General features: G+C 45.0%; 12 protein-coding genes. 11 read left to right on the forward strand and 1 reads right to left on the reverse strand.

Going from position 1 to position 16,994, the window contains the following annotated elements; all coding sequences use genetic code 11:
- The first annotated feature begins 62 nt into the window (after positions 1-62).
- The 6 genes from DW640_RS03450 to DW640_RS03475 all read left to right on the forward strand — a co-directional run bounded on the left by DW640_RS03450 (position 63) and on the right by DW640_RS03475 (position 8,732).
- Positions 63-848 carry an amidohydrolase gene (locus tag DW640_RS03450; protein ID WP_117577357.1) on the forward strand — a complete coding sequence of 262 codons (786 nt, stop codon included), beginning with the start codon at positions 63-65 and terminating at the stop codon, positions 846-848.
- 139 nt (positions 849-987) lie between these two features.
- Positions 988-2,979 carry a glucosamine-6-phosphate deaminase gene (locus tag DW640_RS03455; protein WP_008766195.1) on the forward strand — a complete coding sequence of 664 codons (1,992 nt, stop codon included), beginning with the start codon at positions 988-990 and terminating at the stop codon, positions 2,977-2,979.
- Positions 2,980-3,207: 228 nt separating this feature from the next.
- Positions 3,208-6,120, forward strand: a complete 2,913-nt coding sequence (locus tag DW640_RS03460) for a xanthan lyase (protein WP_117577359.1) — start codon at positions 3,208-3,210, stop codon at positions 6,118-6,120.
- A 124-nt stretch (positions 6,121-6,244) separates the two neighbouring features.
- Complete coding sequence (locus DW640_RS03465) at positions 6,245-6,562, forward strand: hypothetical protein (RefSeq protein ID WP_008760554.1); 318 nt, start codon at positions 6,245-6,247, stop codon at positions 6,560-6,562.
- On the forward strand, positions 6,562-6,786 hold the full coding sequence (locus DW640_RS03470) for a sulfurtransferase TusA family protein (protein WP_008760553.1): 225 nt from the start codon (positions 6,562-6,564) through the stop codon (positions 6,784-6,786). Before DW640_RS03465 ends, DW640_RS03470 begins: the two co-directional genes overlap by 1 nt.
- An 83-nt stretch (positions 6,787-6,869) precedes the next feature.
- Entirely contained in the window at positions 6,870-8,732 is a 1,863-nt protein-coding gene (locus DW640_RS03475; protein ID WP_117577361.1) for a YgiQ family radical SAM protein, read from the forward strand.
- A 425-nt stretch (positions 8,733-9,157) separates the two neighbouring features.
- Here DW640_RS03475 and mfd read toward each other — a convergent pair whose 3' ends face one another.
- On the reverse strand, positions 9,158-12,541 hold the full coding sequence (mfd, locus tag DW640_RS03480; protein WP_072066560.1) for a transcription-repair coupling factor: 3,384 nt from the start codon (positions 12,539-12,541) through the stop codon (positions 9,158-9,160).
- Positions 12,542-12,785: 244 nt separating this feature from the next.
- Between mfd and DW640_RS03485 the strand changes: the two genes are divergently transcribed.
- The 5 genes from DW640_RS03485 (at position 12,786) to DW640_RS03505 (ending at position 16,955) form a co-directional block, all read left to right on the forward strand.
- Positions 12,786-13,529, forward strand: a complete 744-nt coding sequence (locus tag DW640_RS03485) for a polyprenol monophosphomannose synthase (RefSeq protein ID WP_008760550.1) — start codon at positions 12,786-12,788, stop codon at positions 13,527-13,529.
- Entirely contained in the window at positions 13,526-14,863 is a 1,338-nt protein-coding gene (locus tag DW640_RS03490; protein WP_117577363.1) for a dihydroorotase, read from the forward strand. The genes DW640_RS03485 and DW640_RS03490 overlap by 4 nt, the downstream gene beginning before the upstream one ends.
- A 25-nt stretch (positions 14,864-14,888) precedes the next feature.
- Positions 14,889-15,791 carry a vitamin B12 dependent-methionine synthase activation domain-containing protein gene (locus tag DW640_RS03495; protein WP_022471886.1) on the forward strand — a complete coding sequence of 301 codons (903 nt, stop codon included), beginning with the start codon at positions 14,889-14,891 and terminating at the stop codon, positions 15,789-15,791.
- Between the two features lie 69 nt (positions 15,792-15,860).
- The gene (locus tag DW640_RS03500) at positions 15,861-16,370 is read left to right on the forward strand and encodes an RNA polymerase sigma factor (protein ID WP_008760547.1); all 510 of its coding nucleotides are present in this window, start codon (positions 15,861-15,863) and stop codon (positions 16,368-16,370) included.
- 6 nt (positions 16,371-16,376) lie between these two features.
- Positions 16,377-16,955 carry a membrane protein gene (locus tag DW640_RS03505; protein WP_008760546.1) on the forward strand — a complete coding sequence of 193 codons (579 nt, stop codon included), beginning with the start codon at positions 16,377-16,379 and terminating at the stop codon, positions 16,953-16,955.
- Positions 16,956-16,994: the final 39 nt, after the last annotated feature.

Genomic DNA, 16,994 nt, shown 5'->3' on the forward strand with positions numbered 1-16,994 from the left:
CATGGTATATTACCTATTACTTATTACCTATTACTTATTCCCTATTACTTAAAACAGGCATCATGGATTCGATTCGTATTTCCATAGTACAAACCGATATCGTTTGGGAAAACAAACAAGAAAATCTCCGTTTGCTCCACGAGAAGCTGCAAAGTCTCCGTGGAACAACGGAGATTGTTGTTTTACCGGAGATGTTTTCTACAGGATTCAGTATGCAGAGTGATATGCTGGCGGAAGCAAATTCCGGTGAGACGATTACAGCACTGAAACAATGGGCTTCTTTGTTTCAAGTGGCCATCTGCGGGAGTTATATCACTGTAGACAACGGAAGATATTACAATCGCGCTTTCTTTCTGACGCCGGAAGGAGAAGAATTCTATTATGATAAACGCCATCTGTTCCGCATGGGACGTGAGGCAGAACATTTCTCGGCAGGCGATGAACGTCTGATTATCCCTTACCGTGGCTGGAATATCTGCCTGCTTGTATGCTACGATCTTCGTTTTCCGGTGTGGAGCCGGAACGTAGCCAATCAATATGACCTATTAATATATGTAGCAAATTGGCCTATCCCCCGCCGTCTGGCATGGGATACACTGCTTCGTGCCCGTGCCTTGGAAAATCAGTGTTACGTATGCGGGGTCAACAGAGTAGGTATAGACGGATATCATCTGAAATACAACGGAGGAAGTAAAATCTATTCAGCGCTCGGAGAAGAAGCGGCTTCCGTGCCCGACGAAACGGAGGGCATAGCAACCGCTACGCTTCATCTGACCGCACTTCATCAGTTCAGAGAAAAGTTTCCGGTATGGAAAGATGCAGACGAATTCCAACTCAGCCATTCGTGATAAAACAAATGTTAAAAACGATTTGAAGGTGCAACAATACCTAGAAGTTAGTAGTTAATTATATAGACTTCTTTTGTATCTTTGTCGTGAAAATACAGTCGTAAGGACTCTAATCTTACATAACTTAATTAACAACTTTATGAAAACAAATCTTAGTTCTCAAATCACTCTCCACAGGGTCTCCCCCAGATACTACAGACCGGAGAATGCATTTGAAAAATCAGTCTTGACAAGACTCGAGAAAATACCTACAGACATTTATGAGTCTGTAGAAGAAGGGGCTAACTACATTGCTTGCGAAATAGCACAAACCATCCGCGAAAAACAGAAAGCAGGACGCTTTTGCGTACTAGCACTCCCCGGAGGTAACTCACCCAGTCATGTCTATTCGGAACTGATCCGCATGCATAAGGAAGAAGGACTGAGCTTCCGTAACGTGATCGTATTTAATATGTATGAATACTATCCGTTGACAGCCGATGCTATCAACAGCAACTTCAATGCTTTGAAAGAAATGTTGCTGGATCATGTCGATATTGACAAACAGAATATATTCACTCCCGATGGAACCATCGCCAAAGATACCATCTTTGAATATTGCCGTCTGTACGAACAGCGCATCGAAAGTTTCGGAGGTATTGACATTGCCCTGCTGGGTATCGGTCGTGTAGGTAATATCGCATTCAACGAACCGGGTTCACGTCTGAACTCTACCACACGTCTGATCTTATTGGACAATGCATCGCGCAACGAAGCATCCAAGATTTTCGGAACGATAGAAAATACTCCGATCAGTTCTATCACAATGGGAGTATCTACCATTCTTGGCGCTAAAAAGGTATATTTGCTGGCATGGGGGGAAAATAAGGCAGCAATGATCAAAGAATGTGTGGAAGGTCCGATTAGCGACACTATTCCTGCATCTTATCTGCAAACTCACAACAATGCTCATGTAGCGATCGACCTTTCGGCTTCCATGAACTTAACACGCATCCAACGTCCATGGTTGGTAACATCCTGCGAGTGGAATGATAAACTGATCCGCAGCGCTATCGTATGGCTGTGCCAGTTGACAGGCAAACCGATTCTGAAGCTGACCAACAAGGACTACAACGAAAACGGTCTGAGCGAACTTCTGGCATTGTTTGGTTCTGCTTACAATGTAAATATCAAGATTTTCAATGACTTGCAGCATACCATCACCGGATGGCCGGGTGGCAAACCTAATGCTGATGATACCTACCGTCCGGAACGTGCCAAACCGTATCCGAAACGTGTGGTTATCTTCTCTCCGCATCCGGATGACGACGTTATCTCCATGGGTGGAACCCTCCGCCGCCTGGTAGAACAGAAGCATGAGGTACACGTAGCTTACGAAACTTCCGGTAACATTGCCGTAGGTGATGAGGAAGTGGTTCGTTTCATGCATTTCATTAACGGATTCAATCAGATTTTCAATAACAGCGAAGACTTGGTAATCAGCGAGAAATATGCAGAAATACGCAAATTCCTGAAAGAAAAGAAAGACGGTGATATGGACAGCCGTGACATTCTGACTATCAAAGGTTTGATTCGTCGTGGTGAAGCCCGTACCGCTTCTTCTTACAATAATATTCCGTTAGATCGGGTACATTTCCTTGACTTGCCGTTCTATGAAACCGGCAAGATTCAGAAAAATCCGATTAGCGAGGCTGACGTAGAGATCGTACGTAACCTGCTTCGTGAAATAAAGCCTCATCAGATTTTCGTAGCCGGTGATTTGGCTGACCCACACGGTACACACCGTGTATGTACGGATGCCGTATTCGCTGCTGTCGATCTTGAAAAAGAAGAAGGAGCCAAATGGTTGAAAGACTGTCGTATCTGGATGTACCGTGGTGCGTGGGCAGAATGGGAAATTGAGAACATCGAAATGGCTGTGCCTATCAGTCCGGAAGAGCTTCGTGCAAAACGTAATTCTATCCTGAAGCATCAGTCGCAGATGGAAAGCGCTCCGTTCTTAGGTAATGACGAACGTCTGTTCTGGCAACGTAGTGAAGACCGTAACCGTGGCACAGCAACGTTGTACGATCAGTTAGGACTGGCATCGTATGAAGCAATGGAGGCATTTGTAGAATACATTCCTCTATAAGAAAGAAGATTCTTAATTAATAGAATATAAAACAATCAAAGAAGAGTGGGCAGTTCGATACTTCCCACTCTTTTTTTGTTTATTTTTGCAGGAGATTTTGCCACAGAATGCAATGGACTTACATGAATGCGAGATTCATTTCGTATTCTCCTTCCAAAAGGGGAAATGCCATCAAGGGGAAAGTGGCGGACATAGATAATCATAGGATGCAACCTAAAGAGTGGAACGATGAAAAAAATAATAGTCTTTCTTCTGTGCCTGACAATGGGCACCAGTCTTCTCTTCGCTCAGGACATTGAGAGAAATATAAAAGAGCGGTTAACGGATTACTTTGCCAAATACACAGCGACAGCAAAAATCAGTACACCGAAACTGAACAGTTTCGATATTGATTATGACCGCAGAACCATTCAGATTTATGCTTCGGAAAGCTTCGCCTACCAGCCATTTCTGCCGGAAACGGTAGAAACCATCTACAATCAGATGAAAGAATTACTCCCCGGTCCGGTAAACTATTATCAGATCACCATTTATGCAGATGGAAAGCCCATTGAAGAATTAGTTCCCAACTTATACAGAAGCAAGAAAAAGGATAAAGAACGAATGGCGCTGAACACCGAATACAAAGGTGCTCCATGGGTGAAAAACACTTCCCGCCCCAATGAGATATCCCGAGGATTGCAGGACCGGCATATTGCCCTCTGGCAAAGTCACGGTAATTATTATAAGAATGACAAAGGCGAATGGGGATGGCAACGCCCCCGATTATTCTGCACTACAGAAGATATGTTCACTCAATCTTTCATTCTTCCATATGTCATTCCGATGTTGGAAAATGCTGGTGCCATAGTGTATACTCCTCGCGAACGGGACACACAAAAGAATGAAATCATCGTTGACAACGATACTCCGAATGCTTCCCTTTACCTGGAAGCAGGCAGTAAGAAGGCACGCTGGACGACTACTTCCGTGAAAGGATTCGCCCAGAAAAAAGCCATTTACAAAGATGGGGAAAACCCTTTCACTGACGGTACCAGCCGATATATTCAAACAGAAAAGAAAAAAAAGAAGAATAAGGATCAGGCTTTTGCCGAATGGGTACCTACCCTGCCGGCAACCGGAAAATATGCGGTCTATGTTTCATATCAGACACTACCCAATAGCGTGAGCGATGCCAAATACCTCGTCTTTCATAATGGGGGTGTCACGGAATTTAAGGTCAATCAGAAAATAGGCGGCGGTACTTGGGTGTATCTCGGAACTTTTGAGTTTGACAAAGGAAATAATGACTACGGTATGGTTGTGCTTAGTAATGAAAGTAGCGAGCATGGCGTAGTGTGTGCAGATGCCGTACGCTTCGGAGGCGGAATGGGTAATATCTCACGAGGAGGAAAAATAAGCGGACTTCCCCGTTATCTGGAAGGAGCACGATATTCATCCCAGTGGGCCGGTATGCCATACGATGTATATGCCGGGCGTAAAGGAGAAAACGATTATACAGACGATATCAATACACGTTCCAATACAATCAACTATCTGTCGGGAGGCTCTGTCTATAATCCGGGACAAGCGGGTTTAGGTGTACCTCTGGAAATGACTATGGCACTTCATAGTGACGCAGGATGCAGTAAAGACGATGAAATCATCGGTTCGCTCGGTATCTATACCACCGATTTCAATAATGGCAAACTAAATTCGGGAATGGACAGATATGCTTCACGTGATCTTGCGGATATCCTGCTGACTCAAATTCAGAAAGATATTCGTACGAACTACAATCTACCATGGACACGCCGCAGCATGTGGAACCGGAATTACAGTGAGACACGACTTCCTGCTACTCCTTCCACGATTATCGAATTGCTCTCTCATCAGAACTTTGCAGATATGCAGCTCGGTCATAATCCGAATTTCAAGTTTACCGTAGGACGTGCTATCTACAAAGGTATCCTGCAATTTATAAACAGTCAACATGGCAAAGACTATGTAGTGCAACCTCTGCCGGTCAGCAACTTCGCTATCCATTTCGGAAAAAAGAAAAATACACTGGAACTTACTTGGAAAGGGGAAGACGATCCACTGGAACCGACAGCCCGTCCACGGGAATATATGGTATATACACGCATCGGATACGGAGGATTCGACAACGGAACTCTGGTCAGCAGACCCTATTACAGTGTCAAAGTAGAACCGGGACTTGTCTATTCATTCAAAGTGACAGCCGTAAACCGGGGAGGAGAAAGTTTTCCTTCTGAAATCCTTTCGGCTTATAAGGCAAAACGTGAACGAGAGAGAATCTTGATTATCAATGGATTCGACAGAATCAGCGGTCCGGCTGTCATTAACACACCGGACAAAGCCGGATTTGATTTGGAACAGGATCCGGGAGTGCCTTATTTGTCCAATATCTCTTTTTGTGGGGCACAAAGCGGATTCAACCGTTCACAAGCCGGAAAAGAAGGAGAAGGCAGCCTGGGACATAGCGGCAGAGAACTGGAAGGCATGGAGATAGCAGGAAATACGTTTGATTATCCTTTCATCCATGGAAAAGCCATTCAGGCAGCAGGGAAATACAGTTTTGTTTCGTGCAGCGACGAAGCGGTAGAAAATGGAATCGTCACTTTAGAAGATTACCCGATCGTAGACTATATACTCGGACTTGAAAAGGAAGACCCGATAGCCAAAGCATATTACAAAACATTCTCTTCACCGATGCAAAGACTGATTACAAGCTATTGCCAGTCAGGAGGTAATTTGTTCGTCAGCGGTGCGTATGTGGGAAGTGACATGAGCGGAACACAAGGGAACCGGGAGTTTACAGAAAAAGTTTTGAAATACGGTTATCAGAACAGTCTGACAGACAAAAGTTCCGGTCAAATCAATGGATTAGGACGCAGCATCACGATCCCCCGCCTGCCCAATGAAAACAGTTATGCTGTTACAGCACCGGATTGTATTGTTCCGGTAGCTCCCGCATTTCCAGTATTTACTTATGCACGTGGCAATCAGTCGGCAGGCATTGCTTACAAAGGGGCGGACTATCGTACCTTTATACTCGGCTTTCCTTTCGAAAGCATTCAGTCCGAAACAGATCGAGCCAGCATTATGGCAGGGATACTAGGTTTCTTTACTCAGAAATAAAGTACTCACGGATATAAGATTTATTTTCTGAAAGCCCGGATAAAAATATCCGGGCTTTTTTAATCCGTTTTTCATTTTAAATTCTATCTTTGCTCCTAGTAATAACCCTTAAAACTAAAAAACGATGTATACTATACAAGCAAACCCTAGCGGTACACGCAGCATAGAGGTGTCCAGCGAAAATCTGAAAACAATCGAAAAATATGCCTTATTCCGCCATCTCATTGATAGTACCGGAATTGTAGACGAACCCGTACTGGATAAACTGAAACTAAATATTCGTTCCCTGATTGCCAGTCAGGAAGAGGACAGTAAAGAATTGCTGGATCTTTGCATAGATGTTATTTATCACAATAACATGAAAGCATTTGGCCTGCAACAACTCATCAAGCTCTATCTCACCTGGCTTTCCACTCAGGATGCGGAAGAGGAGGAAGAATAATGATTACGGTAGATACCTGCGGAACAACAGCTTACAGTCCTTTGATTCCTGCAATCAAAGCTATATGCGAGGCTCCTTTCGGTGAAACGCTCGAAATTATCATGAATCATGCAGATGCTTTCCAAGACTTAAAGGAATATCTTTCCGAGCAAAGCATCGGTTTTCGTGAAATCTATGACGGAGAGCAAATGACATTGCAATTTACAATCAATGAGAAGTTTTAAAAAACATCTTAATGATTGAAGTTAAACATCCCAATGAATAAAAAAATCATTGGGATGTTTTTTATTATCCGTATCTTTGCGGCATGAAAGAATATCGATTGACCGATTGGTTACCTACCACCAAGAAAGAAGTGGAACTCCGCGGATGGGATGAACTGGATGTCATTCTTTTCAGCGGTGATGCTTACGTAGACCATCCCTCATTTGGCGCTGCCGTCATCGGACGTATCCTCGAAGCGGAAGGTTTGAAAGTTGCGATCATCCCCCAGCCCAACTGGCGTGATGACCTGCGTGACTTCAGAAAGCTGGGTCGTCCCCGATTATTCTTCGGCATCTCTGCCGGAAGTATGGACTCGATGGTTAACAAATACACTGCCAACAAGCGTCTGCGCAGTGAGGATGCGTACACTCCGGACGGTCGTCCGGATATGCGTCCGGAGTATCCCTCCATCGTATACAGTCAGATTCTAAAAAGACTCTATCCGGACGTTCCTGTTATATTAGGAAGTATTGAAGCGAGTTTGCGCCGTCTGAGTCATTATGATTACTGGCAGAATAAAGTTCAGAAAAGTATCTTATGCGATAGTGGCGCAGACTTGCTGATCTATGGTATGGGAGAAAAGCCGATAGTAGAGCTAACCCGGAAAATGAAGGAACTGCTTCCTATGGAAGATGCTTCATTGACAGCCGGCGAACTCAAGAAAATAGCGGGAACCATCCCTCAGACAGCCTATCTCTGCCGTGCGACAGAGTGGACTCCTGCCGCAGACGATATTCAGCTTTACTCACATGAAGAGTGTCTGGCTGATAAAAAGAAACAGGCCAGCAATTTCCGGCACATCGAAGAAGAATCCAATAAATATGCGGCTTCCCGTATCACACAAGAGGTAGATAATAAAGTAGTCATTGTCAATCCTCCTTATCCTCCGATGAGTCAGGAAGAGCTTGATCATTCGTACGATCTACCCTATACCCGCCTTCCCCATCCTAAATACAAAGGAAAGCGGATTCCCGCATATGATATGATAAAGTTCTCCGTCAACATCCATCGGGGATGCTTCGGCGGTTGTGCATTCTGCACCATTTCCGCACATCAGGGAAAGTTTATCGTCAGCCGCAGCAAGGAGTCTATCTTGAATGAAGTAAAGGAGGTGATGCAGTTGCCCGACTTCAAAGGGTATTTAAGTGACCTTGGAGGTCCTTCCGCCAATATGTATCAGATGAAGGGTAAAGATGAAGCAATATGCAAAAAGTGCAAACGCCCGTCATGTATTCATCCCAAAGTATGCCCGAATCTTAATTCGGACCATCGCCCGTTATTGGACATATACAAAGCGGTAGATGCCATCCCCGGCATAAAAAAATCATTTATCGGCAGTGGAGTGCGCTACGACTTATTGCTCCATCAGAGTAAAGACGCCGCCACCAATCGCAGCACGGCTGAATACACACGCGAGTTGATTGTCAATCATGTGAGCGGACGATTGAAAGTAGCTCCAGAGCATACCAGCGACCGGGTGTTATCCATCATGCGCAAACCTTCATTCGAACAGTTTGAAACTTTCAAAAAAATATTTGACCGTATCAACCGGGAAGAGAATCTGCGTCAGCAACTTATACCGTACTTTATCTCTTCACACCCCGGCTGCAAGGAAGAAGACATGGCGGAACTGGCTGTTATCACCAAACGGCTGGACTTTCATCTGGAGCAAGTACAGGACTTTACCCCTACTCCGATGACTGTAGCCACCGAAGCATGGTACAGCGGATTTCATCCCTATACACTGGAGCCTGTATTCAGTGCCAAAACACAACAGGAGAAACTGGCACAACGACAATTCTTCTTCTGGTATAAGCCGGAAGAACGAAAGAATATTCTGAATGAGTTAAGACGTATCGGCCGACAGGATCTGATAGACAAGTTATACGGAAAGAGAAACAAATGAAACCATTAAAACGGCTTCCCTATTGACTTTGCCTTTTAAATTTCGTATATTTGTAGAAACAAATCCGGAATTAAAAGCATGAAACGTACAAATATAAAGACATAAAGATATAATTTACATGTATGAGAGTACATTGTAAGGAGTAAGAATGGGGTGAAGTCCGCAAGGATTTCACCCCATTTTGTTTAATTAATTCCTCTCATTCCGAAGAATTTGGCAAAATATAGTTTATAATAAACTTGGGACCCGTTTATAATAAACGTCCTCACTATTTATTATAAATGTGATGCGAGTTTATGAAGTAACTTGTATAAGAAAGAGAAAACAAAAATCACAGATGACAGAAAAAAGGCATCAGACGAAAATATATTCATACATTTATAACAAACAATATACTGATTGTATTTCTCCTTCTTTATTGACAATTAATGATCATCCTGTTCTTTCACCGGCAACGCTACAATCTCCTGCAACACACTAACGGCAGTTTCCACATTAGTCACATCCTTTATCAGCATACTCCGTCGGCCGTTCTGCTCACGCAGGTCACAGCGCCGGGTATATTTCATCATGTAATCTATCATTTTGCCAAACGCCTGACTCTGATAGAACGGACTATCCGCATTGGAGACAAAGAATAGCGTCATACGTCCGCCCTTCAAGAAGACTTTCTCCACTCCCAATCGCGCCGCCAAGCGACGGAGGGGAACGATGCGAAGCAATTCCTGCGTTTCCGGCGGAACAGGTCCGAAGCGGTCTTCCAGGCGGAAACGGAAGGCATCTACGTCTTTATCCAGCGTCAGCCCGTCCAGTTCGCGGTAAAGCAACATACGCTCGCTGCTGCCTGTTACATAAGTGGCCGGCAACAGAAGTTCAAGATCGCTTTCTATCTGACATTCGTCTACAAATTCTTCTCCACTGATCTGACCTTCTCCCTTTATTTCATCTGCATACAATTCTGCAAACTCATCATTCCTCAGTTCATGAACTGCTTCGGCTAGGATTTTCTGATACGTTTCGTACCCCAGATCGGCAATGAAGCCACTCTGCTCTGCTCCGAGCAGGTTTCCGGCTCCACGTATATCCAAATCCTGCATAGCGATATGGATGCCACTCCCCAAATCACTGAAGTTCTCAATCGCCTGCAAGCGTCGTTTTCCTTCTGCCGTCAGACTGCTCAACGGAGGTGCCAGCAGATAGCAGAAAGCCTTTTTGTTACTGCGCCCTACCCGTCCACGCATCTGATGGAGGTCACTCAGACCAAAGTTCTGCGCTTGGTTGATGATGATCGTATTGGCATTCGGGATATCGATACCGCTCTCTATAATAGTAGTCGCCAAAAGCACATCATAGTCATAATTGACAAAGTCAAAAATGATCTGTTCCAGTTGTGTGGGTTCCATCTGTCCATGCCCGATAGCAACACGGCAATCGGGAATATGACGTTCGATCATCGCTTTCAGTTCCGGAAGGTTCGCAATCCGGTTGTTGACAAAGAAAACCTGACCGTTGCGACTCATCTCAAAATTAATCGCGTCCGTAATCACTTCCTCATTGAAGGTATGTACTTCTGTCTGAATCGGATAGCGGTTAGGCGGGGGCGTAGAGATTACACTCAGGTCGCGGGCTCCCATCAGCGAGAACTGAAGCGTACGCGGAATCGGTGTGGCAGTCATGGTCAATGTATCCACATTCACCTTTAACTGTCGCAGCTTCTCCTTCACAGAGACTCCGAATTTCTGCTCTTCATCAATGATCAGCAAGCCTAAATCTTTAAACTGAACATCTTTTCCTAAAATACGGTGGGTGCCGATAAGAATACTGACTTCTCCTTCCCTCAGTCCTTTCAATACGGTTTTGGACTGAGCTGCCGTACGGGCACGGCTCAAATATTCCACCCGGCAGGGCAGATCCTTCAAACGTTCACGGAATGTCTGGAAATGCTGATAGGCAAGGACGGTCGTCGGCACAAGGACCGCCACCTGTTTATTATCGGCTACGGCTTTGAACGCTGCACGGATCGCTACTTCTGTCTTTCCGAAACCCACATCTCCGCACACCAAGCGATCCATCGGACGGTCGCTTTCCATATCGGCCTTCACCTCCATCGTCGCCTTGCTTTGGTCGGGTGTATCTTCATAGATAAAGGAGGCTTCCAGTTCACGCTGCAAGAAGCTGTCGGGGCTGTAAGAGAAACCCTTTTCCTGACGGCGCTGCGAATATAGTTTAATGAGGTCGCGGGCAATATCTTTAATTTTCGCCTTCGTACGGTCTTTCAGTTTCTCCCAGGCACCGGTACCCAGTTTGTTCAGTCGCGGAGCTTCTCCGTCCTTACCTTTATATTTGGAAACTTTATGAAGGGAATGGATGGAAACGAACACGACATCCTCATTCTGAAAGACAAGTTTCAGCACTTCCTGCGTAGTATCTCCATTCGGAATACGTACCAAACCGGAGAAACGACCGATACCATGATCCGTGTGAACCACATAATCGCCCGGAGTAAACTGATTTAATTCTTTGAGGGACAGAGCGACCTTACCCGAACGGGCCTTGTCACTTTTCAAGTTGTACTTATGGAAACGGTCGAACAGCTGATGATCCGTAAAAATACACAGATGCAGCGTATGATCCACAAAGCCTTCATGTATCGTACGTACTACAGGAGTAAACTGAATCTTATCTCCCCGGTCTTCAAAAATGGCTCTGATACGGTCGGTCTGCTTGGTACTGTCGCTACAGATATAAAGTGAATATCCCTGTTCAAGGTAGTCCTTGAAAGAACCGGCCACCAGATCAAAGTTCTTATGAAAAATAGGTTGTACGGAAGTATGGAAAGAGATCTTTGCATCCGGCGTACCGGTCGGTTTATTCCCAAATTCCATCCGGCGGAAATCGAGGGCACGTACCGTAAATTCACTGCCGTCAATCAGCTTGCCTTCCAGCGTGATACCGCCATTTTCTTCGGCTTCCTGTACGGCAATAGCCTGTGGCGTCAAAGCCTCATCGTGCACTACCTGGATACGCTCGCGCAACCAAAGGAAGTCACGCATTGCCAAAACGGTTTCTTTAGGAATGAAATCAAGAAAAGAAGTTGTCACATCTCCCGTCACTGCCAGGTCAGGGACTATAGCCACTCCCTGTTTCCTCTCACGGGACAACTGCGACTCTACTTCAAATGTACGGATACTCTCTACTTCGTCACCGAAAAAGTCAATACGATAAGGATATTCCGAAGCAAACGAAAAGACATCAATGATACTACCCCGAACGGCATATTGTCCCGGCTCGTACACATAATCCACATATTCGAAACCATAGCTATGCAGCACGTCTGTGATAAAAGTAGTGTCCAGCTTCTCTCCCACATTCAGTTTCAAGGTCTTATCGCTCAATTCCTTGCGGGATACCACTTTCTCTGCCAGCGCATCCGGATAGGTAACGATGCACAAACCTTCTTCTCCTTTCTGCAACCGGCTCAGTACTTCTGTACGCAGAATCTCGTTGGCCGCATCCTTTTGTCCGTACTTGATGGAACGGCGGAATGAAGACGGGAAGAACAACACTTTCTCTGTTCCCAGTACTTGTGTCAGGTCATGATAAAAATAGCCCGCCTCTTCCAGATCGCCCAGTACAAAGACAAACGGACACACATCTTGTTTCACCAATACAGAAGAGAAAAGAGAAGCGGAAGAAGCACATAAGCCCCCGCAAAAAATAGTTTGAACGGACGCATCCTTCAGCAGTCGTTCCATGACTGCCGTATTAGGATGAGCAGCATATTGTTGTTGCAACTCAGTTATTGTCATAGCTATAAAATTTCACCGCAAAAGTACGAAAAAAGAACCGGGATTGATATAGTCACACCGAAGTTTTCTTCTTCAAGATTGTTTCAAGCCTTGAAACTATTGGTTTCAAACAATGAAACTAAAAGTTTCAAGGCATGAAACCAATAGTTTCACACCGGGGAACAAATACAAACGCGTTAAATTATCCTTAGTCCCTCTATAACTAAAGGAAAAGCGCTACATTTGTCTTAAAAATAGGACTTCTATGCAATTATCAGATAGCATCGTTATTATCCCGACCTATAATGAACGGGAGAACATAGAAAATATTATCCGTGCCGTTTTCGGTTTAGACAAGGTATTCCACATACTGGTTATAGAAGACGGATCTCCGGACGGCACTGCAAGCATTGTGAAAACTTTGCAACAGGAATTCCCCGAACGCCTCTTTATGATCGAGCGCAAAGGGAAGTTAGGATTGGGTACTGCTTACATCGCAGGATTCAAGTGGGCGTTGGAGCACGCATACGAATATATCTTCGAGATGGATGCCGATTTCAGCCATAACCCGAATGATCTGCCCCGTTTGTACGCAGCTTGTGCAAAAGAAGGAGGAGACGTATCTGTCGGCTCCCGTTATGTAAGTGGTGTGAATGTAGTCAACTGGCCGATGGGACGGGTGCTGATGTCTTATTTTGCCTCCAAGTACGTCCGCTTCATTACCGGTATTCCGGTGCATGATACGACTGCCGGATTTGTATGCTACCGCCGTCAGGTGCTGGAAACAATCGATCTGGACCATGTTCGCTTCAAAGGATATGCTTTTCAGATCGAGATGAAGTTCACTGCTTACAAATGCGGATTCAAAATCATAGAAGTCCCCGTCATCTTCATTAACCGTGAGTTGGGAACTTCCAAGATGAACAGCAGTATCTTTGGAGAAGCCATATTCGGAGTGATCAAGTTAAAAATAAATAGTTGGTTCCATAAATTCCCGCAAAAGAAATGAAACGTATACTGATAAAAAACGCCGTAATTGTCAACGAAGGAAGAAAAGTTCCGGGATCTGTTGTTATTGAAGGTGAGAAGATTGCTGAGATCTTAGTTGACAGACAAGAGGCTGCCATGCCTTGTGACGAAACGATTGACGCATCCGGCTGTTATCTTTTGCCGGGGGCTATTGACGAGCACGTACATTTCCGCGATCCGGGGCTGACTCATAAAGCAGATATCACAACGGAAAGCCATGCTGCGGCAGCCGGAGGAGTTACCTCGATCATGGATATGCCGAACACAAATCCTCAGACCACAACTTTGGAGGCGCTGAATGACAAACTGGCTTTGCTGGCGGAAAAATCATCTGTCAACTTCTCCTGTTATTTCGGAGCGACTAACAATAATTATCCGTTATTCAGTCAGCTGGACAAAAACCGGGTATGTGGGGTGAAGTTATTTATGGGTTCCAGTACGGGAAATATGCTGGTAGACCGGATGGCAAGTCTGCGCAATATCTTCGGAGGTACGGATTTACTGATTGCAGCACACTGTGAAGATCAGGGAATCATCAAAGAGAATACGGATAAATATAAAAAAGAATACGGTGACGATGTACCTTTGTCACTTCATCCGGTCATCCGCTCGGAAGAGGCTTGCTACCGTTCTTCCGCTTTGGCGGTACAATTGGCACGCGAGACCAATGCGCGTCTGCATATTATGCATATTTCTACTGCCAGAGAACTGAGTTTATTCTCCAAAGCACCTTTGGCAGAGAAGCGTATTACTGCCGAAGCGTGTGTGTCTCATCTAATTTTTACCGAAGAAGATTATCAGACCTTAGGAGCGCGCATCAAATGTAATCCTGCCATCAAAACGGCAGAAGACCGGAAGGCTTTGCAGGAGGCAGTCAACAGCGGTCTGATCGACGCTATTGCGACCGACCATGCTCCGCACTTACTGAGCGAAAAAGAAGGAGGTGCATTAAAAGCCATGTCCGGCATGCCGACCATACAATTCTCTTTGGTTAGTATGCTCGAATTGGCAGACAAAGGCGCTTTCAGCATCGAAAAGGTAGTAGAGAAGATGTCTCATGCTCCTGCACAAATGTATGAGATACGTAATCGCGGATTTATCCGGAAAGGATATCAGGCGGATCTGGTTTTGGTTCGTCCCGACAGTGCGTGGACTGTTACCACAGACTGCATCCTGAGCAAATGTAAATGGAGCCCGCTGGAAGGTCATACTTTCCACTGGAAAGTAGAAAAAACATTTGTGAACGGTCATCTGTTATATGATAACGGAACCATTGACGAGAATTATCGTGGACAGGAGTTAAGATTCAGATAAACAGCAACTCGTCACTTATAAACATATGATTTTATCTTATAAGATACATAACGTCGCCCCCTACATCAATTGGATTTACTTTTTCCATGCATGGGGATTCCAACCTCGTTTCGCAGCGATCGCCAACATTCACGGTTGCGATGTCTGCCGTGCTTCATGGCTGACTACTTTTCCGGAAGAAGACCGCAACAAGGCTTCCGAAGCTATGCAACTGTTTAAGGAGGCCAACCGGATGCTGGATTTACTTGACAAGGATTATGAAGTGAGAACTATCTTCAAACTTTGCAAAGCAAACTCGGACGGAGATAACCTGGTGATTGAAAAAGAAACCGGTCAATTCCTAGTTTTCCCTTTGCTCCGCCAGCAGACGCCTAAACGGGATGGAAGCCCGTTCCTTTGCCTGAGTGACTTTATCCGCCCTCTTTCTTCTGGCATTCCGGATACAATAGGTGCCTTTGCTTCTTGCATAGATGCAGATATGGAAGGCCTGTACGAGCAGGATCCCTACAAACATTTACTCGTCCAGACTCTTTCCGACCGTCTGGCAGAAGCTGCTACGGAAAAGATGCACGAATATGTACGCAAAGAAGCGTGGGGATACGCCAAAGATGAAAGTCTGTCAATGCCCGATCTGTTGGTCGAGAAATATCAAGGGATTCGCCCTGCCGTAGGCTACCCGTCCCTGCCCGATCAATCCATCAATTTCCTGTTGGACGAACTGCTGGATATGAAACAGATAGGCATCACACTGACCGAGAATGGTGCCATGTACCCTCATGCTTCGGTCTGCGGTCTGATGTTTGCCCATCCGGCTGCCGAATACTTCTCTGTCGGAAAGATAGGAGAAGACCAGCTCGAAGACTATGCCCGCCGTCGGGGAAAAAGTACGGAGGAAATGCGAAAATTCCTGGCTGCCAATCTGCAATAACTTTCGTTTACTTGTGATTTTTCTCCTTTTCGCACGACTAACTAACCAGAAAAGTAACCCATTTAATTCATGAGAGAACGAACAACAGAGGCAACCAACCCTATTGAACAGGAGTTCTTATCGGTCATCCGCGAATATGAACGGGTGATCTACAAGGTATGTTACTTATATACCAATCCTAACGCCCCGCTCAATGACCTCTATCAGGATGTAATACTCAACCTCTGGAAAGCCTATCCCAAGTTCAGAAGAGAATGCAAAATGTCCACATGGATTTACCGCATCGCTCTGAACACGTGTATCAGCTTTTTCCGCAAAGAAAAGAATGTACCGGAAATCGTCACCCTCACCCGCGAAGCGGACTGGATGATAGAGGAACATGACCCGATCCACGAAATGCTGAGGCAACTTTATCAAATGATCAATCAGCTGGGACAACTCGACAAATCAATTATCCTGCTTTATCTTGAAGACAAAAGTTACGAAGATATTGCGGAGATCACCGGACTGACGGTGACCAATGTGGCTACCAAACTGAGCCGTATCAAAGACAAACTAAAAAAAATGAAAAAGGAGTAATCATATATGGAACTGGAAGAACTGAAAAAATCATGGAATGCCCTGGATGAGCACTTAAAAGACAAGGAGCTGATCAAAGAGGAAGAACTTGGCAAACTGATAGGACATGCAGACAAAGGTATCCATGCCATTGCCCGGCTGAATATCAAACTAATCCTGATTTCTTTGCCGGTATTGGTCTTATTCCTGCTGGAAGTCCTGTTGCACGGCAGACTGAATCCGATCTATATCATTATCATTCTATCGTGGATTCCCGCACTCTACTGGGACATCACCACCACCCGTTTTCTACAACAGACGAAAGTGGACGAAATGCCTCTGATAGAAGTGATCAGTCGTGTCAACCGCATCCACCGATGGATGATTCGGGAACGTCTGATTGCTACTGCTTTCCTTCTTATACTGGCAGTACTCTCATTTATTTATTGGCAGATATGGCAATATGGAATAGCCATCATTCTGTTTTTTATCCTGCTTTGGGGAGCTGGGCTGGGGCTGATCTTGTGGATTTATCGCAAGAAATTCCTGAACCGTATTCAGGAAATCAAGAAGAACCTGGACGAACTTAAAATCATAGACAGTTGACCAGAGTCAGATGCTTCGCATATTTCAACTAAAAATTTA

Origin of the sequence: Bacteroides sp. AM23-12 (genome assembly GCF_003434395.1) — a bacterium.
GTDB lineage: Bacteria > Bacteroidota > Bacteroidia > Bacteroidales > Bacteroidaceae > Bacteroides > Bacteroides thetaiotaomicron.

Excerpts from the sequence above, each read along its gene's own strand:
- DW640_RS03495 (WP_022471886.1), top strand. The coding sequence starts at position 14,889 with ATGATTTTATCTTATAAGATACATAACGTCGCCCCCTACATCAATTGG.
- mfd (WP_072066560.1), bottom strand. The coding sequence starts at position 12,541 with ATGACAATAACTGAGTTGCAACAACAATATGCTGCTCATCCTAATACG.
- DW640_RS03470 (WP_008760553.1), top strand. The coding sequence starts at position 6,562 with ATGATTACGGTAGATACCTGCGGAACAACAGCTTACAGTCCTTTGATT.
- DW640_RS03450 (WP_117577357.1), top strand. The coding sequence starts at position 63 with ATGGATTCGATTCGTATTTCCATAGTACAAACCGATATCGTTTGGGAA.
- DW640_RS03465 (WP_008760554.1), top strand. The coding sequence starts at position 6,245 with ATGTATACTATACAAGCAAACCCTAGCGGTACACGCAGCATAGAGGTG.
- DW640_RS03500 (WP_008760547.1), top strand. The coding sequence starts at position 15,861 with ATGAGAGAACGAACAACAGAGGCAACCAACCCTATTGAACAGGAGTTC.
- DW640_RS03505 (WP_008760546.1), top strand. The coding sequence starts at position 16,377 with ATGGAACTGGAAGAACTGAAAAAATCATGGAATGCCCTGGATGAGCAC.
- DW640_RS03460 (WP_117577359.1), top strand. The coding sequence starts at position 3,208 with ATGAAAAAAATAATAGTCTTTCTTCTGTGCCTGACAATGGGCACCAGT.
- DW640_RS03490 (WP_117577363.1), top strand. The coding sequence starts at position 13,526 with ATGAAACGTATACTGATAAAAAACGCCGTAATTGTCAACGAAGGAAGA.
- DW640_RS03455 (WP_008766195.1), top strand. The coding sequence starts at position 988 with ATGAAAACAAATCTTAGTTCTCAAATCACTCTCCACAGGGTCTCCCCC.
- DW640_RS03475 (WP_117577361.1), top strand. The coding sequence starts at position 6,870 with ATGAAAGAATATCGATTGACCGATTGGTTACCTACCACCAAGAAAGAA.
- DW640_RS03485 (WP_008760550.1), top strand. The coding sequence starts at position 12,786 with ATGCAATTATCAGATAGCATCGTTATTATCCCGACCTATAATGAACGG.